Source organism: Chitiniphilus shinanonensis DSM 23277, assembly GCF_000374805.1.
GTDB lineage: Bacteria > Pseudomonadota > Gammaproteobacteria > Burkholderiales > Chitinibacteraceae > Chitiniphilus > Chitiniphilus shinanonensis.
The window spans coordinates 30,777-51,595 of record NZ_KB895344.1 but is presented as its reverse complement, the minus strand read 5'-3'; the positions used below and the strand labels follow the sequence as shown (position 1 = coordinate 51,595).

23 protein-coding genes are annotated in these 20,819 nt (G+C 64.2%); 12 read left to right on the top strand and 11 right to left on the bottom strand.

All coding sequences use genetic code 11. The annotated features are described in order from the left end of the window. The first annotated feature begins 1 nt into the window (after position 1). Both C556_RS22970 and C556_RS22260 read left to right on the top strand, forming a co-directional pair. The gene (locus C556_RS22970) at positions 2-802 is read left to right on the top strand and encodes a hypothetical protein (RefSeq protein WP_157236105.1); all 801 of its coding nucleotides are present in this window, start codon (positions 2-4) and stop codon (positions 800-802) included. A 28-nt stretch (positions 803-830) separates the two neighbouring features. Continuing rightward, positions 831-1,742, top strand: coding sequence for an ABC transporter ATP-binding protein (locus C556_RS22260; RefSeq protein WP_083930567.1), 912 nt, complete (start codon positions 831-833; stop codon positions 1,740-1,742). Positions 1,743-1,784: 42 nt separating this feature from the next. Here the strand turns inward: C556_RS22260 and cysN are convergent, their stop codons facing one another. The 7 genes from cysN to rstA form a co-directional block, all read right to left on the bottom strand. Then, positions 1,785-3,230 (bottom strand): sulfate adenylyltransferase subunit CysN, encoded by a 1,446-nt coding sequence (cysN, locus tag C556_RS0111405; RefSeq protein ID WP_018748389.1) that lies wholly within the window; start codon positions 3,228-3,230, stop codon positions 1,785-1,787. Positions 3,231-3,443: 213 nt separating this feature from the next. Further along, a complete protein-coding gene (gene cysD, locus C556_RS0111400) occupies positions 3,444-4,370 on the bottom strand; it encodes a sulfate adenylyltransferase subunit CysD (RefSeq protein ID WP_018748388.1) in 927 nt (308 codons plus the stop codon). A gap of 137 nt (positions 4,371-4,507) precedes the next feature. Next, positions 4,508-4,879 carry a ribosome silencing factor gene (rsfS, locus tag C556_RS0111395; RefSeq protein ID WP_018748387.1) on the bottom strand — a complete coding sequence of 124 codons (372 nt, stop codon included), beginning with the start codon at positions 4,877-4,879 and terminating at the stop codon, positions 4,508-4,510. Positions 4,880-5,019: 140 nt separating this feature from the next. After that, complete coding sequence (locus C556_RS0111390) at positions 5,020-5,286, bottom strand: chorismate mutase (protein ID WP_018748386.1); 267 nt, start codon at positions 5,284-5,286, stop codon at positions 5,020-5,022. Between the two features lie 54 nt (positions 5,287-5,340). Beyond that, entirely contained in the window at positions 5,341-6,597 is a 1,257-nt protein-coding gene (locus tag C556_RS0111385) for a glutamate-5-semialdehyde dehydrogenase (RefSeq protein WP_018748385.1), read from the bottom strand. 135 nt (positions 6,598-6,732) lie between these two features. Continuing rightward, on the bottom strand, positions 6,733-8,028 hold the full coding sequence (locus tag C556_RS20160) for an ATP-binding protein (protein WP_018748384.1): 1,296 nt from the start codon (positions 8,026-8,028) through the stop codon (positions 6,733-6,735). Positions 8,029-8,051: 23 nt separating this feature from the next. Continuing rightward, positions 8,052-8,780, bottom strand: coding sequence for a two-component system response regulator RstA (gene rstA, locus C556_RS0111375; RefSeq protein ID WP_018748383.1), 729 nt, complete (start codon positions 8,778-8,780; stop codon positions 8,052-8,054). A gap of 69 nt (positions 8,781-8,849) precedes the next feature. Between rstA and def the strand changes: the two genes are divergently transcribed. Then, positions 8,850-9,407 carry a peptide deformylase gene (gene def, locus C556_RS0111370; protein WP_018748382.1) on the top strand — a complete coding sequence of 186 codons (558 nt, stop codon included), beginning with the start codon at positions 8,850-8,852 and terminating at the stop codon, positions 9,405-9,407. Between the two features lie 49 nt (positions 9,408-9,456). Here the strand turns inward: def and C556_RS0111365 are convergent, their stop codons facing one another. Continuing rightward, positions 9,457-9,660: a cold-shock protein gene (locus C556_RS0111365; protein ID WP_018748381.1), complete on the bottom strand. Its 204-nt coding sequence runs from the start codon at positions 9,658-9,660 to the stop codon at positions 9,457-9,459. Positions 9,661-9,900: 240 nt separating this feature from the next. Between C556_RS0111365 and pth the strand changes: the two genes are divergently transcribed. From pth to C556_RS20155, 3 genes are read left to right on the top strand one after another with little or no spacing between them, the layout of a single operon-like run. Next, positions 9,901-10,527 (top strand): aminoacyl-tRNA hydrolase, encoded by a 627-nt coding sequence (gene pth / locus C556_RS0111360; protein ID WP_018748380.1) that lies wholly within the window; start codon positions 9,901-9,903, stop codon positions 10,525-10,527. Next, positions 10,524-11,144, top strand: a complete 621-nt coding sequence (locus tag C556_RS0111355; RefSeq protein WP_018748379.1) for a nucleotide-binding protein — start codon at positions 10,524-10,526, stop codon at positions 11,142-11,144. Before pth ends, C556_RS0111355 begins: the two co-directional genes overlap by 4 nt. Continuing rightward, entirely contained in the window at positions 11,141-12,199 is a 1,059-nt protein-coding gene (locus C556_RS20155; RefSeq protein WP_018748378.1) for a CobW family GTP-binding protein, read from the top strand. The genes C556_RS0111355 and C556_RS20155 overlap by 4 nt, the downstream gene beginning before the upstream one ends. On the opposite strand, the gene C556_RS21695 is transcribed toward C556_RS20155, so the two are convergent. The 3 genes from C556_RS21695 to C556_RS22965 all read right to left on the bottom strand — a co-directional run bounded on the left by C556_RS21695 (position 12,189) and on the right by C556_RS22965 (position 14,253). Further along, positions 12,189-12,701 carry a hypothetical protein gene (locus C556_RS21695; protein WP_018748377.1) on the bottom strand — a complete coding sequence of 171 codons (513 nt, stop codon included), beginning with the start codon at positions 12,699-12,701 and terminating at the stop codon, positions 12,189-12,191. The two genes, C556_RS20155 and C556_RS21695, sit on opposite strands and share 11 nt — an antisense overlap. Positions 12,702-13,044: 343 nt before the next feature. Next, positions 13,045-13,980: a protein-methionine-sulfoxide reductase catalytic subunit MsrP gene (msrP, locus tag C556_RS0111340; protein ID WP_018748376.1), complete on the bottom strand. Its 936-nt coding sequence runs from the start codon at positions 13,978-13,980 to the stop codon at positions 13,045-13,047. A gap of 99 nt (positions 13,981-14,079) precedes the next feature. Then, entirely contained in the window at positions 14,080-14,253 is a 174-nt protein-coding gene (locus C556_RS22965) for a protein MIGRI (RefSeq protein ID WP_018748375.1), read from the bottom strand. Positions 14,254-14,497: 244 nt separating this feature from the next. Here C556_RS22965 and mraZ point away from each other — a divergent pair, with 244 nt between their 5' ends. From mraZ to C556_RS0111305, 6 genes are read left to right on the top strand one after another with little or no spacing between them, the layout of a single operon-like run. After that, entirely contained in the window at positions 14,498-14,935 is a 438-nt protein-coding gene (gene mraZ, locus C556_RS0111330) for a division/cell wall cluster transcriptional repressor MraZ (RefSeq protein ID WP_018748374.1), read from the top strand. Then, positions 14,932-15,861: a 16S rRNA (cytosine(1402)-N(4))-methyltransferase RsmH gene (gene rsmH / locus C556_RS0111325; RefSeq protein WP_018748373.1), complete on the top strand. Its 930-nt coding sequence runs from the start codon at positions 14,932-14,934 to the stop codon at positions 15,859-15,861. Before mraZ ends, rsmH begins: the two co-directional genes overlap by 4 nt. Further along, positions 15,858-16,160, top strand: coding sequence for a cell division protein FtsL (gene ftsL / locus C556_RS0111320; RefSeq protein WP_018748372.1), 303 nt, complete (start codon positions 15,858-15,860; stop codon positions 16,158-16,160). The genes rsmH and ftsL overlap by 4 nt, the downstream gene beginning before the upstream one ends. Further along, positions 16,160-17,992 carry a peptidoglycan D,D-transpeptidase FtsI family protein gene (locus tag C556_RS0111315; RefSeq protein ID WP_018748371.1) on the top strand — a complete coding sequence of 611 codons (1,833 nt, stop codon included), beginning with the start codon at positions 16,160-16,162 and terminating at the stop codon, positions 17,990-17,992. The genes ftsL and C556_RS0111315 overlap by 1 nt, the downstream gene beginning before the upstream one ends. After that, positions 17,989-19,470, top strand: coding sequence for a UDP-N-acetylmuramoyl-L-alanyl-D-glutamate--2,6-diaminopimelate ligase (locus tag C556_RS0111310; protein ID WP_018748370.1), 1,482 nt, complete (start codon positions 17,989-17,991; stop codon positions 19,468-19,470). Before C556_RS0111315 ends, C556_RS0111310 begins: the two co-directional genes overlap by 4 nt. After that, the gene (locus C556_RS0111305) at positions 19,467-20,819 is read left to right on the top strand and encodes a UDP-N-acetylmuramoyl-tripeptide--D-alanyl-D-alanine ligase (protein WP_018748369.1); all 1,353 of its coding nucleotides are present in this window, start codon (positions 19,467-19,469) and stop codon (positions 20,817-20,819) included. Before C556_RS0111310 ends, C556_RS0111305 begins: the two co-directional genes overlap by 4 nt.

The following is a 20,819-nucleotide window of genomic DNA, read 5'->3' as shown; positions in this document are numbered from 1 at the left end:
CATGAATAAAAAATTTATTTTATTGTGCTCCCTTGTCGTGGGCTATTTTTTTGCCACATCCTATTTGCACGAACAGCCAAGAAGAAGGGCCATCTCGGAACTGGAGTATGTAATTCCTCCAGTTTTTACCGTTATCGCATTTGGGGGTGACCGTTTCCTAGCTGCCAATTCAGAGGTATTTCGCGCTGTAACAGTGGGAACGCATGAGCTATCCAAAGAAAATCTACGGAGCTTGGCCAAAGTCCAAGAAAACGGCGCGCAGTTGAATCCTTTCAACGAAGACAATTATTACGTTGCAGCTGCTATATTGCCTTGGGGTGGAGAATATTCATCGGCTCAAAATATTCTGGCTAGAGCGGGAAATGCTAGATGGAATGACCCTTTGCCATTTTTCTTTCATGGTTTCAATCTATTCTATTTCAAGCAGGATTATCTGAGTGCAGCAAAAGACCTACGCACTGCGGCGGCGCGCTCTGAAGAAGTAAATCGGCGTGCGTTAACTGCAATTGCCGCAAAATGGGCAGAGAAATCAAATCAATTTGATGCTGCACTCACCGTATTGAAAACAATGCGTGACCAGGCGCGACAAGAAGATCTAAAACGCACATTGCAGGCTAGGATCGAACGGCTTCAAGCTACAAAAATGTTGACAGTTGCCGTTACAGACTTCGCGGAAAAAAAGGGAAGACCACCCAAATCACTATCGGAATTGGTAGAGGCCAATTTCATTGAAAAAATCCCTTCCGATCCATTTGGAAAGCAATTTTTCTTGGATAACGCAGGAAAGGTAACTACTCAATAGTAAATATCCGTTTTAAATGGACCAGATCATGCAAGCAGCCATTTCAATTTACAAACTAACAAAGAAATTCCCCAGAAGGGGGAAGGATATAGTTGCCGTTCAAGAGCTGGATCTTGAAGTCCACTCAGGTGAAGCTTTCGGGTTTATTGGGCAAAATGGAGCAGGGAAAAGCACTACCATAAAAATACTCACCGGAAGCATTCGGGCTTCTTCTGGAACAGCTATGCTTTTTGGCACCGCGACAACAGAAGCAAAGGCTCGGCTGAATGTAGGCTATGTGCCAGAGAACCCATATTTACTTGACTATTTGACGCCACTCGAAACGCTTGAGATGGGGTGCAAACTGCACAATCAAAGCGGTCAGGGGCTCAAAAAAAAGTGTATGGGTTGGTTAGAGCGTTTCGGCATTGCTCATGTAGCACATGCTCGGATTCGCAGTTTTTCCAAAGGAATGACGCAGCGCACAGCGTTGGCTCATGCTCTCGCGGTAAATCCTCGATTGCTCATTCTGGACGAACCCCTATCTGGTCTTGACCCCATCGGACGAAAGGATGTCGTCGATATTCTTATGGAATACAGGAAGCAAGGAGGAACAATATTCTTTTCCTCCCATGTTCTATATGACGTGGAACGCTTGGCAGATAGATTTGGCTTGATTCATAAAGGCGAGCTGAAGACAGTTCAGTCACCCCATGAGTTACTTGGGGATGAACAACGCTTTGTCGTTCGCACCATAGGCGAACAATTGGTGGAAGGGCTGGAACAAGATGTTGGAAATCGTTGGTTTACAGAAGTGGGGCAGGTGGAACTATGGGCTTTACTTCATAAGTTGGAAGCCGCTCATCACCAGGTGATTGAGGTCAAGCCAAGCTTGAATTTGGAGTCGGCTTTTATGAAATATGTAAAGGCAGACCCAATTAGTTCGGCAACAGAAGGCTAGCCTGGAAAATAGCGCGCGAATTTCTCCGCGCGCTTCCTATCATTAACCCATATGGCGTAACAACTCTTTCGCCCCCCAATGCGGAAAATACTTCCGCACCAGCGTATTCAACTCCACCTCGAAGGCCCGCAACCGGGCCAGTTCATCCATCTCATCCAGCGATGCGGCTGAATCACTGCCCACTGCCACGCCAGTAATCATCCCCGCCCCAGCAGTCGCATTGCTCAGGCGATCAATCACGATGAAGCCGCCGGTGCCGCGGCATTGGCTGTAGGAGTCGAATGCTACCGGGGCGTTGACTTCGATGGTGGCCAGGCCGATCTCGTTCAGTTGCAGGGCGTCGACCTCGGCTTGGGCCAGGGTGTTCACGTCCACGCGATGGCGGATGCGGGCGACGCGGCCGTAGACGCTCTTGCCGGCCAGTTTGAAGATGTATTCCTTGCCGACCAACAGCGGGCTTTCGTTCATCCAGACCAGATGGGCGTCGAAACGCTGGCCGACGCTGGGGTGCACGTCGCTGGCGCGGACCAGCATGTCGCCGCGGCTGACGTCGATTTCGTCTTCCAGGGTCAGCGTGACGGCCTGGCCGGCGAAGGCGGCGCTCAGTTCGCCCTCGAAGGTGACGATGGCCTTGACCTTGGACGACTTGCCGGACGGCAGCGCGACGATCTCGTCGCCGGGGCAGACGTGGCCGGCGGCGATGGTGCCGCAGAAGCCACGGAAATCCAGGTTGGGACGGTTGACGTACTGCACCGGCAAGCGGAACGCATCCAGCTTGGCGTTGCGGTTGATCTCCACCGTTTCCAGCAGCTTCATCAGCGTGTCTCCCTCGTACCAGGGCGTGTGGATCGATTCGTTGACCACGTTGTCGCCGCGCAGCGCGGAGATCGGCACGAAACGGATGTCCGGGATATCCAGCTGCCCGGTGAATTCCAGGTAGTCGCGCTTGATTTCGTTGAAGCGCGTTTCGGAGAAGTCCACCAGGTCCATCTTGTTCACGGCCACCAGCACGTGGCGGATGCCCAACAGGCTGACGATGAAGCTGTGGCGCCGGGTCTGGGTCTGCACGCCGTAGCGGGCGTCGATCAGGATGATCGCCAGATCGCAGGTGGAGGCGCCGGTCGCCATGTTGCGGGTGTACTGCTCGTGCCCGGGGCAGTCGGCGATGATGAATTTGCGCTTGTCGGTGCTGAAGTAGCGGTAGGCCACATCGATGGTGATGCCTTGCTCGCGCTCCGCTTGCAGGCCATCCACCAGCAGCGCCAGGTCGATTTCCTGATCGGTGGTGTTGTACTTCTTGCTGTCCTTCTGGATTGCCGCGAGCTGGTCTTCGAAGATCAGCTTGGAGTCGTGCAGCAGGCGGCCGATCAGCGTGGATTTGCCGTCGTCGACGTTGCCGCAGGTGATGAAACGCAGCAGATCCTTGTTCTCGTGCTGCTTCAGGTAGGCAAGGATGTCGCTGGCGATCAGGTCGGATTGGTGGGACATGGTTGCAGCCTAAATCGTGATCCAGCGCCGGATGCACACGGCATGCTGGTTTGGGTTATCTGGGTGATGCCAGCACCGATTTCGGCGCATGACGAAAAACGGATCAGGAACGCCCCTTCGCGGCGGCGAAGGCGGGAGCAGTCGGCGCAAAACAGTGGGCCACCGCTCCCGGTATGCCGCGACCGATCAGCGCCCGGCTCATCGCCGCGGCGCTCAGAAGTAGCCTTCCATCTTCTTCTTTTCCATCGAGCCGCTGGAATCGTGGTCGATCACCCGGCCCTGGCGTTCGCTGGTAGTGGTCAGCAGCATTTCCTGGATGATTTCGGGCAGGGTGGCGGCGGTCGATTCCACCGCGCCGGTCAGCGGGTAGCAGCCCAGGGTGCGGAAGCGCACCGATTTGGTCTGGATGCCGGCCTTCTGCTCGGGCGTCAGGTATTGCAGGATGCGCTCGTCGTCGATCATCACCAGCGTGCCGTTCAGGTCCACCACCGGACGTTCGGCCGAGAAGTACAGCGGCACGATTTCGATGTTCTCGAGGAAGATGTACTGCCAGATGTCGAGTTCGGTCCAGTTCGACAGCGGGAACACGCGGATGCTCTCGCCCTTGTCGATGCGCGAGTTGTAGATGTTCCACAGCTCGGGGCGCTGGTTCTTCGGATCCCAGCGGTGGTTCTTGTCGCGGAAGGAATAGACGCGCTCCTTGGCGCGGCTCTTTTCCTCGTCACGGCGGGCGCCGCCGAACGCGGCGTCGAAGCCGTACTTGTTCAGTGCCTGCTTCAAACCCTCGGTCTTCATCACGTCGGTGTGCTTGGCACTGCCGGCGGTGAACGGGTTGATGCCGGCCTTCACCCCTTCCTCGTTCACGTAGGTGATAAGGTTCCAGCCTTCGGCGCGCTGCTTGTCGCGCAGCTTGTACATGTCCTGGAATTTCCAGGTGGTATCCACGTGCATCAACGGGAACGGCGGCTTGCCCGGCGCGAACGCCTTCCTGGCCAAGTGCAGCATGACGGCCGAATCCTTGCCGATCGAGTACAGCATCACCGGGTTTTCGAATTCGGCAGCCACTTCACGGATGATGTGGATCGATTCCGCCTCCAGTTGCTTGAGGTGGGTTTGTCGCGCGTCGCTGATGGTGTTCATGAGGGTATTCGGGGGCCTGAAAGCAGGAAAGACCGGGCACTGGCGCCCAGTCTTGAAGAGGTAAATCTACCTAATTCGCAAAACAGCAAAAAGACGCGATGGTTATAACGTTAAGCCATCACGCGCCAGCGTTTTGCCTACACTGCCGACCAGGGCCGTCCCAGCGGGTTGAAGCTGGGCTTCTGGCCGCCCCACAGTTGTTCCAGGTCGTAGTAGTCGCGCACCGCCGGCAGCATCACGTGGACCACCAGCGCGCCGGCATCCACCAGCACCCACTCGCCACTCTCTTCGCCTTCGGTGGACAGCACCTCGAAGCCCTTCGCCTTCAGTTCGACGGCCACGTTGTTGGCCAGCGCGCGCACCTGGCGGTTGCTCTCGCCGGACGCCACCACCATGCACTCGAACAGGTCGGTCAGGTCGGTGGTATCCAGGATCTCGATGTACTTGGCCTTGATGTCTTCCAACGCGGCCACGGCCACGTCACGCATTTGTTGAGTCTGTTCGTTCATTCGTGTTTCCTGTCGCGCCCGCGATCGGATATGCGGGCTGGCGCCGGCGTCAGGTGCCGGCAAAACCGTTAGTTTACCCTCAGCCATGGCAGGGCATGCGCCCGGGATGGCGCCGCCCGGCACTTGGTTGCGGGCCTGGATCAGGCCTGGGCGTGTCGCCGCACCACTTCGTCCAGGATAAGGCGCCAAAGGCTGGTCACCCATTCTTCACCCAGGCCCAATCGCCGAGCCTCGTCGTGCAGGCGCCGGATCTGCTCGGCTTCGCGCTGCGCATCCCGGCCGGGCAATGCGGCGGCCTTCTTCAGCCGCCCCACCTCGGCCGTGACGCGGAAGCGCTCGGCCAGCAACGCCAGCAATTGGCCGTCGATCTCGTCGATGGCGGCGCGCAATTCGGCCAAATCGGTCATGACTGCTCCAAAGCAAAACGGCCCGCCGAAGCGGGCCGTCGGTTCATCGCGGGGTCAGGTGCGGATCTCGCCGTCACCCAGCACGATCCATTTCTCGCTGGTCAGCCCTTCCAGCCCCACCGGGCCGCGGGCGTGGATCTTGTCGGTGGAAATGCCGATCTCGGCCCCCAGGCCGTATTCGAAACCATCGGCAAAGCGCGTGGACGCGTTGACCATCACGCTGGAGCTGTCCACCTCGCGCAGGAAGCGCCGCGCCTTGGTGTAGTTCTCGGTGACGATGGCGTCGGTATGGTGGCTGCCATAGGTGTTGATATGGTCGATCGCCGCATCCAGATCGGCCACCACCTTGATCGAAAGAATGGGGGCCAGGTATTCGGTGCGCCAATCCTCCTCGGTTGCCGGAATCGCGTCGGGCAGGATGTCGCGGGTGGCGGCGCAACCGCGCAGTTCCACGCCCTTTTCGCGGTAGATGGCAGCCAGCGGCGGCAGTACCACATCGGCCACGTTCTCGTGCACCAGCAGCGTTTCCATGGTGTTGCACGGCGCGTAGCGCTGGGTCTTGGCGTTGTCGGCGATGCGGATCGCCTTTTCCGGGTCGGCCTCGTCGTCGATGTAGACGTGGCAGATGCCGTCCAGGTGCTTGATCACCGGCACCCGCGCGTCGGCGGCGATGCGCGCGATCAGGCCCTTGCCGCCGCGCGGCACGATCACGTCGACGAACTCGGTCATGGTGATCAGCTCGCCCACCGCGGCGCGGTCGGGGGTTTCGATGATCTGTACCGCGCTCTCCGGCAGACCGGCCACGGCCAGGCCTTCCTTCACCAGCGCCGCGATGGCCTGGTTGCAATGAAATGCCTCGCGCCCGCCACGCAGGATGGTGGCATTGCCGGACTTGATGCACAGCCCGGCGGCGTCGGCGGTCACGTTGGGACGCGCTTCGTAGATGATGCCGATCACGCCCAGCGGCACGCGCATCTTGCCGACCTGGATGCCGGTGGGGCGGTATTTGAAATCGCCCATGTTGCCGATCGGATCCGGCAGTGCGGCGATCTGGCGCAGGCCCTCGGCCATGGTGGCGATGGTCTTGTCGGTGAGTTGCAGCCGATCGAGCAGGGCTGCTTCCAGGCCATCGGTACGGGCCTGTTCCATGTCGCGTGCGTTGGCGGCCTTGAGCGCTTCGGCTTCGCGCTCGACGGCGTCGGCAATGGCGACGAGCGCCTTGTTCTTGGCGGCGGTGTCGGCCTTGGCCATTGCGCGGCTGGCGGCGCGGGCGCGGCGACCGACGTCCTGCATGTAGAGCTTGATGTCCATGGGCATGGCTGGGGATGTGAAACGGAATCAAGGCATTGTAACGACTAACGCCGGCTTTAGGCTGTATCGCTTTTTGCGACGAGCCGCGCCACCGGTATCGCGGGCAGCTGAATCCAGGAGCGCCCCGATCGCCGGCTAATCCTCGGCCGTCAGCGCACTGGGCCAGCTCAGCGTCATGCGAGCGCCGCCCAGCTCGCTGTCGCCGATGCGCAGCGTGCCGCCATGCCCCTGCATGATCATGTCGGTGATCGCCAGCCCCAGGCCATGCCCGCCAGTGCTGCGATTGCGGCTGCCCTCCAGGCGCTCGAACGGCTTGAGCAGGCGTTCGCGCGCGTCGGCGGGAATACCGGGGCCGTCGTCCTCGACCTCCAGCGCCGCGGTGCCATCGTGCCAGGTCAGCGTCACCCGCACCCGGCCGCCGCCGTAGCGACGCGCGTTGTTCACCAGGTTGCCCAGCGCGCGCCCCAGGTAATAGCGGTCGGCCCACAGCCACGGCTCGTCGCTGCCGCTGGCATTGACGAACTCCACCGCCGTCGCGTTCACCGCCAGTTCGTCCAGTTGCCGCGTCAGCCAGGGCAACGCCTCGAACGGCTGCGGATCGGGCTTCATTTCCGGGCGTTCCAGCGTACGCAGCGTCAGCCATTCCTCGACCAGCTGATCCATCTGCTCCAGATCGCGCTCGGCGCCGCCGATGAAGCTGTCCACCGGCGCGCCGGCCTTCACGGCCTCCAGCCGGTAGCGCAGACGCGCCAACGGCGTACGCACATCGTGCGAGATCGAGTCGATCATCGCCTGGCGCCCGGCGGACAACTCCTCGATATCCTGCGCCATGCGGTTGATGGTGCCGGACAACGGCTCCAGCGGCGACGACTCCTCCAGCGTGGTCCGCGCGCTGAAGTCGCCGGTGCCCAACTTGCGACTCTGGCGGATCAGCGCCAGCAGGTCGCGCCAGAACGGCCGCAACCACAGCCAGGTGGGAACGCCCAGCGCGGCGCACATCAGCAGCAGGCCGATGGCATCGGGCCACGACACGCTGTCCAGCCGCGCCAGGTAGGCCACCGGCCCGAGTTCGATCACCAGTTGGGTATCGGGAATACGGTGGATGTAGATATTGCGCCGTGGCAGGTACAGCGTTTCGCCGTTCATCAAGCCCTGCAACAACGACGCGCTGAGCTTGTAGGCCTCGACCTCCTCGATGTTCACCGGCACCGGCAGCTTGTTGCGCAGGCGGGCGATCTCGTCGTGCCACAGCGACTGCGGCAACGCGCCCAGCTCGTTCTCGACGATGATGATGGTGCTCTGGAATACGTCGTTCAGATACTGGCGGTTGATCCGCTCCAGCATCTGCTTGTATACCGCGCCGATCAGCAGCGCCGACGCCAGGAAACAGATGACGACGGTCAGGTAGAACCGCAGGAACAGTTTACGCATGGGTCACCCGGCCACCGCGCGGCCTATTCCTGCCACCAGATGTCCGCCGCGAACAGGTAGCCCTTGTGGCGGATGGTCTTGATCTTGCGCGGCTCGTTCGGGTCGTCGTTCAGCTTCTTGCGCAGGCGCGAGATCGCCACGTCGATGCTGCGGTCCATGCCGTCGTATTCGATGCCGCGCAATGTCTTGAGCAGGTGGTCGCGCGACAGGATCTCGCCGGCGTGGCGGGCCAGTTCCCACAGCAGGTCGAAGTCGCCGGTGGACAGGTGCAGCGGTTCCTTGTCGTAGGTGGCGGTGCGGTTGCGCGCGTCGATCTGCAATTTGCCGAAGTTGAGCGAGGAGCGATCGCCCGGCGCCGCGGCGCCGTGCTCGGTCTGACCACCCTGTCCGCCGCCTTGGCGCAGGTGGGCCCGGATACGCGCCAGCAGCACGGCTGGCGGCGTGGTCTTGACAACGTAGTCGGTAGCGCCGATCTCGAAACTGAGAATCTGGTTCATGTCGCTGTTGAGCGAGGTGAGCATCACCACCGGACCGTTGTAGAACTCGCGCAATTCGCGGCACAACGTCAGGCCGTCCTTGCCGGGCAGCATGATGTCGAGCAGTACCATTTCCGGCGGTTGGGCGCGTACCCGGCTCAGCAGGTTGCCGCCGTCCGCCAGATGCTCCACTTCGAATTCGAAACTTCGGAGGAATCCGCCGATCAGTTCGGCGAGTTCGCTGTCGTCTTCAACGAAAATGATGCGTTGCGCCATGGTACGGTTCCCGATGAGATCGGGTGATTGTAGCCAGAGCGCGGCATCGCGTCTCCAGAGGGATCAAGCATGGCAGTCAAGGAAGTGCTGAAGATGGGCGATCCGCGCCTGTATCGCGTGGCCGAGCCGGTGAAGGCCTTCGCCACGGCCGAACTCTACGAACTGGTGAGCGACCTGTTCGACACCATGCGCGCGCAGCAGGGCGTGGGCATCGCCGCGCCGCAGATCGGGGTCAACCTGCAGGTGGTGATCTTCGGCTTCCAGCAGAACGCGCGCTATCCGGAAGCGCCACCGGTGCCGGAAACCGTGCTGATCAATCCAACGCTGACGCCGCTGTCGGCCGAGATGGAGGAAGACTGGGAAGGCTGCCTGTCGGTGCCCGGCCTGCGCGGGCGCGTGCAACGGCACAAGGCATTGCGCTACACCGGCTTCGACCTCGAGGGGCGCCTGATCGATCGCAGCGTGGACGGCTTCCATGCCCGGGTGGTCCAGCACGAGTGCGATCACCTGAACGGGGTGCTTTACCCGTTGCGCATCGACGACCTGCACAAGCTGGGCTACACCGACGTGTTGTTTCCCGAATACGCCCGCCGCCCGCAGCACGAGACCGCCGAAGACGGGCAATAAAAAACCGCGGCATTGCCGCGGTTTTTCTTGAAGCTTGAAGCGCTGCGAATCAGACCTTGCGGATCGCGGCGGCTTGCAGGCCCTTCGGGCCTTGCTTCACGTCGAACTCGACGCGTTGGTTCTCGGCCAGGCTCTTGAAGCCGTTGCCTTGGATTTCGGAGAAATGCGCGAACAGGTCGGCGCTGCCGTCATCCGGGGTGATGAAGCCGAAGCCCTTGGAGTCGTTGAACCACTTAACGGTACCGGTAGCCATTGCTACGTTCCTTCTTTGAAAAAATAAACAATAAAGCGGGCAAGCATTTGCCCTGGTCCTGCAAACGATCAAGAAACGTAGCCGGGAAGCAGCTGGGACGCCAGTCGGTGGGCGGAGAACTGCTCGAATACATGCATTGATACGACTGCGAGGGGCACGCTACCGGGAAATTCAGCCGATGTCCATCGATTTCTTCATCACGGGTAAAATGCCCCGACCAAAACTGCAACGACCCCTTCGATGACCGCTTCCGCCTCTCCCATCAAGTTGATCGTCGGCCTGGGCAATCCCGGGGCCGAATATGCCGCCACGCGGCACAACGCAGGCTTCTGGTGGGTGGATCAACTCGCGCGCGACGGCGGGGCCTCGCTGCGCCACGAGAACAAGTTCCACGGGCTGGTCGGCCGTGCCCGCCTGGGCAGCCACGACGTGTGGCTGCTGCAACCGATGACCTTCATGAACCGCAGCGGCCTGTCGGTGGTGTCGCTGGCGCAGTTCTACCGCGTGCTGCCGCACGAAATCCTGGTGGTACACGACGAACTCGACATCCCGCCGGGCCAGATCAAGCTGAAACAAGGCGGCGGCAACGGTGGGCACAATGGCCTGAAGGACATCCAGGCCCACCTGTCGACGCCCAACTTCTGGCGTCTGCGCGTCGGCATCGGCCACCCCGGCGACCGCGCCCAGGTGGCGGCGTACGTGCTCAAGCCGCCGCGCCAGGAAGAACAGACCCTGATCGACGAAACCCTCGATCGCGCGCACCAGATCGTGCCGCAACTGCTGTCCGGCGACCTGGGCGGCGCGATGCAGAAGCTGCATACCGACGAGACGCGTCGCCGCCCGCACAAGGCCGCGCCCACGTCATGAAGGCGATCCTGGTCGCCAATCCCAAGGGCGGCAGCGGCAAATCGACGCTGGCCACCCACGTGGCCGCCCATTTCGCCTGGGAGGGCGAGCAGGTGATGCTGGGCGATCTCGACCGCCAGCACACCGCGCGCCACTGGCTGTCGCTACGCCCGGACAACTTTCCGCGCATCCACGGGTGGGAGCTTGCCGAAGGATTGCCGGCGCAGCCGCCACCAGGCACCACCGTGGCGGTGCTCGACAGCCCCGCCGGGCTGCACGGCAAGAAGCTCGACACCGCGCTGAAAGTGGTCGAGCGCGTACTGGTGCCGGTGCAGCCGGCCAGTTTCGACCTGTGGGCGCTGGCCGACTTCTTCCAGCGGCTGGCCGAAGAAAAGGCGGTGCGCAAGGGTCGGGTCGAGATCGCCGTGATCGGCATGCGGGTCAACCCGCGCACCCAGACCTTCCGCCGCTTCCAGGATTTCGTGGCCGACTACCGACTGCCGCTGCTGACCAGCCTGCGCGACACCCAGCTCTACGTGCAGTTGCAACCGCGCGGCCTGACCCTGTTCGACCTGCCGCGACCGCGTTTCGAACGCGATTTCGCGCAATGGCAACCCATCATCGAGTGGCTGAAATGACCGATTTACCCAAGATTCCCGTCAACCTCGTCACCGGCTTTCTCGGCGTGGGCAAGACCTCGGCGCTGACCCGCCTGCTGGCCGACAAACCCGCCGACCAGTATTGGGCGGTGGTGGTCAACGAATTCGGCGAGATCGGCATCGACGGCGCCACGCTGTCGGCGGCCGGCAGCAACCTCAACGTGGCGGAGGTGCCCGGCGGCTGCATCTGCTGCACCACCAGCCCGATGCTGCGCACCGCCCTCACCCGCCTGGTGCACGCGCGGCGGCCGGATCGCATCCTGATCGAACCGTCGGGCCTGGGCCATCCGGCCGGCATCGTCGATCTGCTGCGCGATCCGATGCTGGCCAAGGCGTTTTCGCTGCGCGCGGTGGTGACGCTGGTCGATCCGCGCCACCTGGACGATACCCGCTACACCACGCACCAGACCTGGCGCGACCAGCTTGAACTGGCGGACGTGCTGGTGCTGAACAAGACCGACCTGGCCGACGCCGAGCAACTGGCACGCGCCCGGCGCATGGGCGAGGCACTGTTCCCGGAAAAGCTCGCCATCGTCGAGGCCGTCAATGGCGCGTTCGATCCCGCCCTGCTCGATCTGGCGCTGGATGCGCGACGCTGGGGCGACACGGTGCAACGCCCGGCGGGGCACGGGCTGACGCCACCGCGGCGCGCATCGACAGCCGAGCCGGAACCGGCTCCGGCCTATCCATGGCGCAAGACCCAGTCCAGCCTGGATTCGCACAGCTGCGGCTGGGTGTTCGACCCGGAGACCATGTTCGTGTCGTACCAGCTGGCCGAGCTGTTCGAAGCATTCAATCAACCGGAGCATTTCGGCCTTGCCGGGCTGACGCGCGCCAAGGGCGTCTTCCACACCGAACGGGACTGGTATCGCTTCGACTGGGTGGACGGCATGCCGGCGGCCGCCATCTCGGCCTACCGGCGCGACAGCCGCTTCGAAGTGATCGTGCAAAGCGCAACGCCGCCCGATTGGGCGGCGTTGGAAGCGGCATTGTTCGCCACGCGCCTCGATGGCGCGGCGAACCTCAACCCTTGAGCGCGGCGCGGATCTGCGCCAGGTAGGTCTGCGCGGCGGCATCGTGGCCGCGCTCGCGCATCATCTGCAACCATTGGCCGATGGCGGCCTCCAGCACTGCCTTGTCCATCGAGCCGTGCAACTGGTGCAGCAGGTGGTCCAGCGCGCCCGCCAGCTGGTTGTGGTTGCTCATCTCCAGCACGGTGCGTATCCGCGCCATCTGGCCGGCGCTGATGACGGTGCCTTCCAGCGACACCGCCGCGGCCGGCGCGGGTGCCGCCTTGGGCGTGGCCACCGGCCCGCCGGCACCGACACCGCCCACGCGCTCGATGAAGCCATCCCATTCCAGCTCCATCAGGCGGTGGACCATTTCCTTTTCCGGCAGCTGCAACGCCAGCTGACCGGCCGGGGTCTTGCCGTCGATCATGATCAGCAACTGACGCAGCTTGGGAGACAACGCATGCGCGCGGGTGCGCATTTCCTCGCTGCCCATTTCTGTCTTGCGGAACACCACATCCAGCATGATCTCGATCCCCCCGGTTTTTCTTGGCCTTCGTGGGGTGTTTTACCTCAAACCCCCCTGTGATGAAAGCATGCTGACGGCAAGGGCTGCCACTGGTCGGTCATCGACTGCCGCCCTACCTTGCGGGGCGCGACGCGCCTCAATGCGGCGAAATGACAGACAAACGGGAGCCGGCGGACGCTGTAAGGAAATGTGAAATTTCTTGTCATGGAGTGCCCCGCAACAGATTTCGACCGCACATCGTCGATGAACGGATTGAAGGGGCACGCACCAACGCGGCGCAGGCGCAACACTGGCATCGCACCTTATTGCGCAAACCGCGTGGCGCCCTAACGCGACGCGGCTAATAGAACTTGCGCAGGTCCATCCCCTGGTACAACCGCGCCACTTCGTTGCCGTAGCCGTTGAACATCAGGGTCTTGCGGCGCAGCAGTTCGCCGATGCGCCGCTCGTTGGCCTGGCTCCAGCGCGGATGGTCCACTTCCGGGTTCACGTTGGAATAGAAGCCGTACTCCTGCGGCGCCGCCTTGTTCCACGCCGTGGCCGGCTGAGTGTCGGTCAGACGGATGCGCACGATGGATTTGGCGCTCTTGAAACCGTACTTCCATGGCACCACTAGGCGGATCGGCGCCCCGTTCTGATTCGGCAGCACCTTGCCGTACAGCCCCACCGCCAGAATGGTCAGCGGATGCATCGCCTCGTCGATGCGCAACCCCTCGGTATACGGCCAGTCAAGCACCCGGCTGCGCACGCCGGGCATCTGGCGCGGATCGGCCAGCGAGGTGAATTCGACGAAGCGGGCGCGCGATGTCGGCCGCACCTGCTTGAGCAGCGCATTCAGCTCGAAGCCCACCCAGGGGATCACCATCGACCAGCCTTCGACGCAGCGCAGCCGGTAGATGCGTTCCTCCAGCGGCGCCAGCTTCATCAGCGCGTCGATATCGAAAGTACGCGGCGCCTCGCACTCGCCTTCCACCCGCACCGTCCACGGCCGCACCTTCAACGAGCCGGCGTTCTGCGCCGGGTCTTCCTTGTCGGTGCCGAATTCGTAGAAGTTGTTGTACTGGGTGATCTGCTCGAAGCGGTTCTTGTCCTCGGTGGTGCTGTAGCGGCTGGGATGTGTCGCCAGCGCCGTCGAGGCGGCGGCGGCGGCCCAGCCGGGCAGCAGGGCGGACAGGCCCAGGCCGGCGGCGGCGCTCATCAGACGACGGCGCTCCAGATAGCACGCCTCGGGCGTGATCTCGCTGGGTTGGGGTTGGGAAGCGGGGATCTGGGACATGGCCGGCTCCTGTGGAGGTTCGCGCGTCGATGCTCTTACTACTACATCATCCGAGCATGCCACCGATGGCGAATTCGCCGGCGACGGCTCGCGCGGTACTCAGCCCAGGAAGTGCCAGCCCAGCGCGGCGATGCCGCCCAGCAGCAGCACCGAGGCCGCGATGCGCATCGCCCGGTCCAGTTCGCGGCGCCATTGCGGCCGGAAATGCCCGATGACGAAGGCCAGCAGCGACCAGGCCACGAACAGGTAGAACAACAGGCGCAGCGATTTCATCGAGGGGAGCGGAGCGGCGAGCCAGTTAAAGTAGCACTTTAAGATTGCGCGTTTGTTGCTTCATTTTTCGCTGTTTTATCAGCAACTGATGTAGCGTAAGCAAAACGCTCTAAGTGATTGTATCAAAACGGAATTATCGATCGGCGCCCCTTGTGAGCGCTTTTTTTTTACTCTATAGTGGGGCGCAGTGGGAAAAAGTGGGTGAAAGTGTGGAATCACCCCACCACGACCAGGAATGGGGATCATGTTCAGCGGCGTCGCATCACTCAACCTCGACAGCAAAGGGCGTCTGGCCATTCCGGCCAAGCATCGCGAACTGCTGTCCGCGCGTTGCAGCGGCCGCCTGGTGATCACCGTCGAGCCTTCCGGCTGCCTGCTGATCTACCCCGAACCCGACTGGCTGCCCGTGCGCGACCAACTGAACACCCTGACCGGCGCACAGATGCCCATTCGCCGTTTCATCGTCGGCCACGCCGAGGAAGTCGAGCTCGATAGCGCCGGCCGCGTGCTGATCTCGCCGCGCCTGCGCCAGATCGCCCAGCTCGACAAGGGCGTCGCCCTGGTGGGCATGGGCAACAAGTTCGAGCTGTGGGACGAAGGCAAGTGGACCGCGCAGAACGAAGCCGTCATGGCCATCGACCCTGCCGAGCTGGCAAGCCAGATGCAGGGCATCTCGCTGTGAGCTTCGTCCACAGGACCGTGCTGTTGCACGAAGCCGTCGAGGCGCTGGCGATCCGTCCCGACGGCTGTTATGTCGACGGCACCTTCGGCCGCGGCGGCCACAGCCGCCTGATCCTTTCCCGGCTCGGCCCCGCCGGCCGCCTGATCGCCTTCGACAAGGATCCGGCCGCCATCGCCGAGGCCGAACGCATCGCAGACCCCCGTTTTTCGATCGTGCACGACGGCTTCGCCGCACTGGGCGAGGCGCTGGCCGCGCGCGAGGTGACCCGCATCGACGGGTTGTTGCTGGACCTGGGCGTGTCTTCGCCCCAACTGGACGACGGCAGTCGCGGCTTCAGCTTCCGCTTCGACGCGCCGCTCGACATGCGCATGGACACCACTCGCGGCAGCACCGTCGCCGAGTGGCTGGCCGGTGCCGACCAACAAGATATTGCCGAGGTGATACGTGACTATGGCGAAGAGCGGTTTGCTAAACAGATTGCAGCAGCGATTGTTGCGCGTCGCGGGGATGCCCCAATCGGAACGACTCGCGAACTTGCCACGCTCGTGGCAGGCGTCGTGCGCACCCGTGAGCCGGGCCAGGACCCGGCGACGCGTACCTTCCAGGCTCTACGGATTTTCATCAATCGCGAGCTTGAAGAACTCTCGCTGATCCTGCCGCAGGCGCTGGATCTGCTCGCGCCGGGCGGGCGGCTGGCGGTGATCGCCTTCCACTCGCTGGAAGACCGCATCGTCAAGCGCTTCATGCAGGATGCCGCCAAGAACCACCTGCCCAGCCGGCTACCGGTGAGGGCGGCCGACCTGCCGCCGCCGCCGTTGCGGCTGATCGGCAAGCCGATCCGGGCGGGGGACGCCGAAGTGGCGGAAAACCCCCGCGCACGCAGCGCGATACTCAGGGTGGCGGAGAAAACGGAGGCGGCGCGATGATCCGCCTCAATCTCTTTTTGCTGGGCCTGCTGATGGTGTGCGCCATGTCCGTGGTCACCAGCCAGCACAAGTCGCGCAAGCTGTACTCCGAATTGCAGAAGGAAGCCCAGCACACCAAGAAGCTGGACGTCGAATGGGGCCAGCTCCAGCTGGAGCAGAGCACCTGGGCGATGCATTCGCGCATCGAGAACGAGGCCACCCGCAAGCTCGGCATGCAGTTGCCGGGCAGCAACCGCACCCAGGTGATCCTGCCGCGCGGCACCGCGGTGGCCCGGCCCAAGGTGGGGGACGTCGATTGATGAACGCCCCCACCCAGCCGCGCACCCGCCAGCGCTTCGTGCAGCAGCTCAAGCTGGAACGCTGGCGCGTCTGGTTCATCCTCGCCGGCCTGATGATCCTGTTCGGCGTGCTGATCGCGCGCGGCTTCTTCCTGCAGATCATGGACGAAGGCTTCCTGCAACAGCAGGGCGAGGCCCGCTACGCGCGCACGCTCAAGCTGGAAGCCAACCGCGGCATGATCACCGACCGCAACGGCGAGCCGCTGGCGATCTCCACCCCGGTGCAATCGGTGTGGGTCAGCCCGCGCTCGGTCAAGCTGCTGCCGCCGGGCCAGAAGCGCCCCGCCGGCTGGGAACCCAGCTCCGAGAAAGAGCCGGTGCCGATGTCGCGCGAAGAACTGGCGCAGTTGGCCAAGGCCGTCGACATGCCGGTGAAGGTGGTCGAGAGCCGCCTCAGCACCAGCCGCAAGAGCGGCGACAAGCCCGACTTCGTCTGGCTCAAGCGCCACATGGCGCCGCAGGACGCCAAGAAGGTGCTGGAACTGAACCTGCCCGGCGTCTACGCCCAGACCGAATATCGCCGCTACTACCCGGCCGGCGAGGTCACCGCGCACATCCTCGGCTTCACCAACATCGACGGCAAAGGCCAGGAAGGCTTCGAACTCACCCGCCAGGACATGCTGGCCGGCAAGTCCGGCAGCCGTACCGTGATCCGCGACCGTCGCGGCTTCATCGTCGAAGACATCTCCACCATCATCCCGCCCAAGGACGGCGAGACGCTGACGCTGTCGATCGACCGCCGCATCCAGTACCTGGCGTACCGCGAGCTGAAGGCGGCGGTGGAGGCCAACAAGGCGCTCGGCGGCGGCATCGTGGTGCTCGACGCCCGCACCGGCGAGGTGCTGGCGCTGGCCAACACGCCGTCGTACAACCCCAACAGCCGCGCCCGCATCGACCCGGCGCGCCGCCGCAACCGCGCCGTCACCGACCTGTACGAACCCGGCTCGACCATGAAGCCGATCACCATCGCCACCGCGCTGGAATCCGGCAAGGTCACCCCCAGCACCGTGATCGACACCACCGGCGGCGCCATGGGCATGGCCGGCTACACCATCAAGGACACCCACAACTACGGCGCGCTGACGGTCGAGCGGGTGCTGGTCAAGTCGTCCAACGTCGGCACCGCGCGCATCGCGCTGGCGCAGGACCGCGAATTCCTGTGGCAGCACTACGACGCCATCGGCTTCGGCCAGCCGCCGCGCACCGGCTTCCCCGGCGAGGCGTCGGGCAAGCTGCGCGCGTGGAAGACCTGGCGCCCGGTCGAGCAGGCCACCATGGCCTACGGCTACGGCATCTCGGTCAGCCTGATGCAGATGGCGCGCGCCTACCAGGTGTTCGCCACCGACGGCGAAATCCGCCCCGTCACCTTCACCAAGCAGGTCGCCCCGCTGCCCGGCAAGCGCGTGTTCAGCCCCGAAGTGGTGCGCGAAGTGCGCCTGATGATGGAAAAGGCCACCCAGCCCGGCGGCACCGGCACCCGCGCCCAGGTGGTCGGCTACCGCGTCGCCGGCAAGACCGGCACCGCCAAGAAGGTGGGCGTCGGCGGCTACACCGAGAAGCGCTACGTCGGCTCCTTCGTCGGCTTCGCCCCGGTATCCGACCCGCGCCTGATCGTGGCGGTGATGATCGACGAGCCCCACGGCGATTCCTACTACGGCGGCACCGTCGCCGGCCCGGCGTTCTCCAACGTGATGGCGGGCAGCCTGCGCATGCTCGGCGTGCCGCCGGATGCGCCCACCGACAACATCCTGCTGCCCGGCCAGGACGAGCCGGAAGTGCCGGAGGAAACATGAAGCCCTTGAACTGGCCCCTGCCCGTGCTGGATTTCGACGCCATCGACGCGCTGGCCGCCGGCCGCCATGTCGTCTCCGACAGCCGCAAGGTCAAGCCCGGCGACCTGTTCCTCGCCTATCAGGGCGAATACGCCGACGGCCGCGCCTACATCGCCGACGCCCTGGCCAACGGCGCCGGCGCCGTGCTGTGGGAGGCCGAGGACTTCGCCTGGAACCCGGCCTGGACCGTGCCCAACCTGGCGGTGCCGCAACTGCGCGCCCAGGCGGGCCTCGTCGCCGCGCGGCTGCTGGGCGACCCGTCCACCGACCTGCTGGTGTTCGGCATCACCGGCACCAACGGCAAGACCTCGATCGCCAACTGGCTGGCGCAGGCGCTCGGTGCGCTGGGACGCAAGGTCGGCGTGCTCGGCACCACCGGCAACGGCGTCTATCCGTCGTTGCTGCCGTCCAGCCACACCACGCTGGAACCGGTGGCGCTGCAAGGCTGGCTGGCCGGCTTCCGCGACACCGGCGTCAACGCGGTGGCGATGGAAGTGTCGTCGCACGGCCTGTCGCAGGCGCGGGTGCACGGCGTGTTGTTCGACATCGCCATCTTCACCAACCTGACCCGCGACCACCTGGATTACCACGGCACGCTGGAAGCCTACGGCGCCGAGAAGGCGCGGCTGTTCCACTGGGAAGGGCTCAAGGCCGCCGTCATCAACGCCGACGATCCGTTCGGCGCGCAACTGCTCAGGGAAACCACCGCCCAGCGCGTACTGGGCTACGGCATCGACGCCGGCGACGTGCGCGCCACCCGCCTGACCACCTCGCTGGACGGCCTGGAAATGGACGTCACCACCCCCGCCGGCAACGCCACGCTGCGCTCGGGGCTGCTGGGGCGCTTCAACGCCTACAACCTGCTGGCCTGCCTGGCGGCGCTGCTGGCAGCCAAGGTGCCGCTGATCGACGCGGTGCGCGTGCTGGAGAAGATCCACGCCGCGCCGGGGCGGATGCAACGGCTGGGCGGCGGCAGGCAGCCGCTGGTGGTGGTCGATTACGCCCACACCCCCGACGCGCTCGACAAGGCGCTGGGCACGCTGCGCGACGCCATGAACGGCAGCGGCCGGCTGTACTGCATCTTCGGCTGCGGCGGCGACCGCGACCGCGGCAAGCGCCCGATCATGGGCGACATCGCCTGTCACCGCGCCGACACCGTGGTCATCACCAGCGACAACCCGCGCAACGAAAGCCCGCAGGCCATCATCGACGACATCGTCGAAGGCGTCGCCGGCGTCGATGGCTCGGGCCACGCCGACTATTCGGTCGAATCCGACCGGGGCCAGGCCATCGCCGCCACCATCGACCTCGCCCAGCCCGGCGACGTGGTGCTGATCGCCGGCAAGGGGCACGAAACCTATCAGGAGATCGCCGGAGTGCGTCATCACTTCGACGACGTGGAACAAGCGCTCGCCGCGCTGGAAAGGAAGGACAAATGATGTTGACGCTACGCGAGACCGCGCTGGCGCTGGAAGGACAACTGATCGGCGACCACGCCGACACCGTGTTCGAACGGGTGACCACCGACAGCCGCGACGTGCGGCCGGGCGACCTGTTCGTCGCGCTCAAGGGCGACCGTTTCGACGGCCACGACTTCGTCGCCGGCGCGCTGGCGCAAGGCGCCGTCGCGGCACTGGTGCAGAACGCCGCCGGCGACGCCGGCCCGCGCATCGTGGTCGGCGACACCCTGGCCGCGCTCGGCCGACTGGGCAGCTACTGGCGCGACAAGCTCGACCCGGTAGTGGTGGGCATCACCGGCAGCAACGGCAAGACCACGGTCAAGGAGATGACCGCCACCGTGCTGGCGGCCCACGCCGGCGCCGACGCGGTGCTCGCCACGCGCGGCAACCTGAACAACCACATCGGCGTACCGCTGACGCTGCTGGCGCTGCGCCCGCAGCACCGCTACGCCGTGATCGAGATGGGCATGAACCATTTCGGCGAGATCGACTACCTCACCCGGCTGGCCCGGCCCGACGTCGCACTGGTGAACAACGCCGGCGCCGCCCACCTGGAAGCGCTCGGCTCGGTGGAAGGCGTGGCGCGCGCCAAGGGCGAGATCTTCGGCGGCCTGCCCGACGATGGCGTCGCCATCATCAACGCCGACGATGCGCACGCGGCGCTGTGGAGCACGCTGGCCAACGGCCACAAGCAGATCACCTTCGGCACCATCGCCGCCGAGATTGCCGCGCGCGAAGTGCAACAGGACGCCGCCGGCAGCCGTTTCATCCTCGACGCCCCGCTGGACGACGCGCCGGTGACGCTGCCGGTGCCCGGCCTGCACAACGTGCGCAACGCGCTGGCCGCCGCCGCGGTCGGCTACGCGCTGGGCCTGGAGATCGCCGACATCGCCGCCGCGCTGTCCGCGTACCACGGCGTGAAAGGGCGGCTGGAAAACAAGGCCGCCGCCAACGGCGCGCGGGTGATCGACGACACCTACAACGCCAACCCCGATTCGATGAAGGCCGCCATCGACGTGCTGGTCACCGCCCCCGCGCCGACGCTGCTGGTGCTGGGCGACATCGGCGAGGTCGGCGAGAACGCCGCCGCGCTGCACGCCGAGGTCGGCGCCTATGCGCGCCAGCACGGCGTCGGCGCGCTGTACACGCTGGGCAACGAGATGCGCCACGCCAGCGCCGCCTTCGGCGAAGGCCGGCACTTCGAACAGCTGGACGAGCTGACGGCGGCGCTGCGCGACGCGGTCACCCCGGGGACCACGGTGCTGGTCAAGGGATCGCGCTTCATGCGCATGGAGCGGGTGGTGGACGCACTGGTGGAGGGTCGCTGA

Bases quoted from the DNA above. Each gene is read 5' to 3' on its own strand.
- C556_RS22260 (WP_083930567.1), top strand. From the start codon at position 831: ATGCAAGCAGCCATTTCAATTTACAAACTAACAAAGAAATTCCCCAGA.
- rstA (WP_018748383.1), bottom strand. From the start codon at position 8,780: ATGGCGCAACGCATCATTTTCGTTGAAGACGACAGCGAACTCGCCGAA.
- msrP (WP_018748376.1), bottom strand. From the start codon at position 13,980: ATGTCCCAGATCCCCGCTTCCCAACCCCAACCCAGCGAGATCACGCCC.
- C556_RS0111310 (WP_018748370.1), top strand. From the start codon at position 17,989: ATGAAGCCCTTGAACTGGCCCCTGCCCGTGCTGGATTTCGACGCCATC.
- rsfS (WP_018748387.1), bottom strand. From the start codon at position 4,879: ATGAACGAACAGACTCAACAAATGCGTGACGTGGCCGTGGCCGCGTTG.
- C556_RS20160 (WP_018748384.1), bottom strand. From the start codon at position 8,028: ATGCGTAAACTGTTCCTGCGGTTCTACCTGACCGTCGTCATCTGTTTC.
- ftsL (WP_018748372.1), top strand. From the start codon at position 15,858: ATGATCCGCCTCAATCTCTTTTTGCTGGGCCTGCTGATGGTGTGCGCC.
- C556_RS0111355 (WP_018748379.1), top strand. From the start codon at position 10,524: ATGAAGGCGATCCTGGTCGCCAATCCCAAGGGCGGCAGCGGCAAATCG.
- C556_RS20155 (WP_018748378.1), top strand. From the start codon at position 11,141: ATGACCGATTTACCCAAGATTCCCGTCAACCTCGTCACCGGCTTTCTC.
- pth (WP_018748380.1), top strand. From the start codon at position 9,901: ATGACCGCTTCCGCCTCTCCCATCAAGTTGATCGTCGGCCTGGGCAAT.
- C556_RS0111305 (WP_018748369.1), top strand. From the start codon at position 19,467: ATGATGTTGACGCTACGCGAGACCGCGCTGGCGCTGGAAGGACAACTG.
- cysD (WP_018748388.1), bottom strand. From the start codon at position 4,370: ATGAACACCATCAGCGACGCGCGACAAACCCACCTCAAGCAACTGGAG.
- C556_RS22970 (WP_157236105.1), top strand. From the start codon at position 2: ATGAATAAAAAATTTATTTTATTGTGCTCCCTTGTCGTGGGCTATTTT.
- C556_RS0111390 (WP_018748386.1), bottom strand. From the start codon at position 5,286: ATGACCGATTTGGCCGAATTGCGCGCCGCCATCGACGAGATCGACGGC.
- cysN (WP_018748389.1), bottom strand. From the start codon at position 3,230: ATGTCCCACCAATCCGACCTGATCGCCAGCGACATCCTTGCCTACCTG.
- def (WP_018748382.1), top strand. From the start codon at position 8,850: ATGGCAGTCAAGGAAGTGCTGAAGATGGGCGATCCGCGCCTGTATCGC.
- C556_RS0111365 (WP_018748381.1), bottom strand. From the start codon at position 9,660: ATGGCTACCGGTACCGTTAAGTGGTTCAACGACTCCAAGGGCTTCGGC.
- C556_RS22965 (WP_018748375.1), bottom strand. From the start codon at position 14,253: ATGAAATCGCTGCGCCTGTTGTTCTACCTGTTCGTGGCCTGGTCGCTG.
- mraZ (WP_018748374.1), top strand. From the start codon at position 14,498: ATGTTCAGCGGCGTCGCATCACTCAACCTCGACAGCAAAGGGCGTCTG.
- C556_RS21695 (WP_018748377.1), bottom strand. From the start codon at position 12,701: ATGCTGGATGTGGTGTTCCGCAAGACAGAAATGGGCAGCGAGGAAATG.
- C556_RS0111385 (WP_018748385.1), bottom strand. From the start codon at position 6,597: ATGGACATCAAGCTCTACATGCAGGACGTCGGTCGCCGCGCCCGCGCC.
- C556_RS0111315 (WP_018748371.1), top strand. From the start codon at position 16,160: ATGAACGCCCCCACCCAGCCGCGCACCCGCCAGCGCTTCGTGCAGCAG.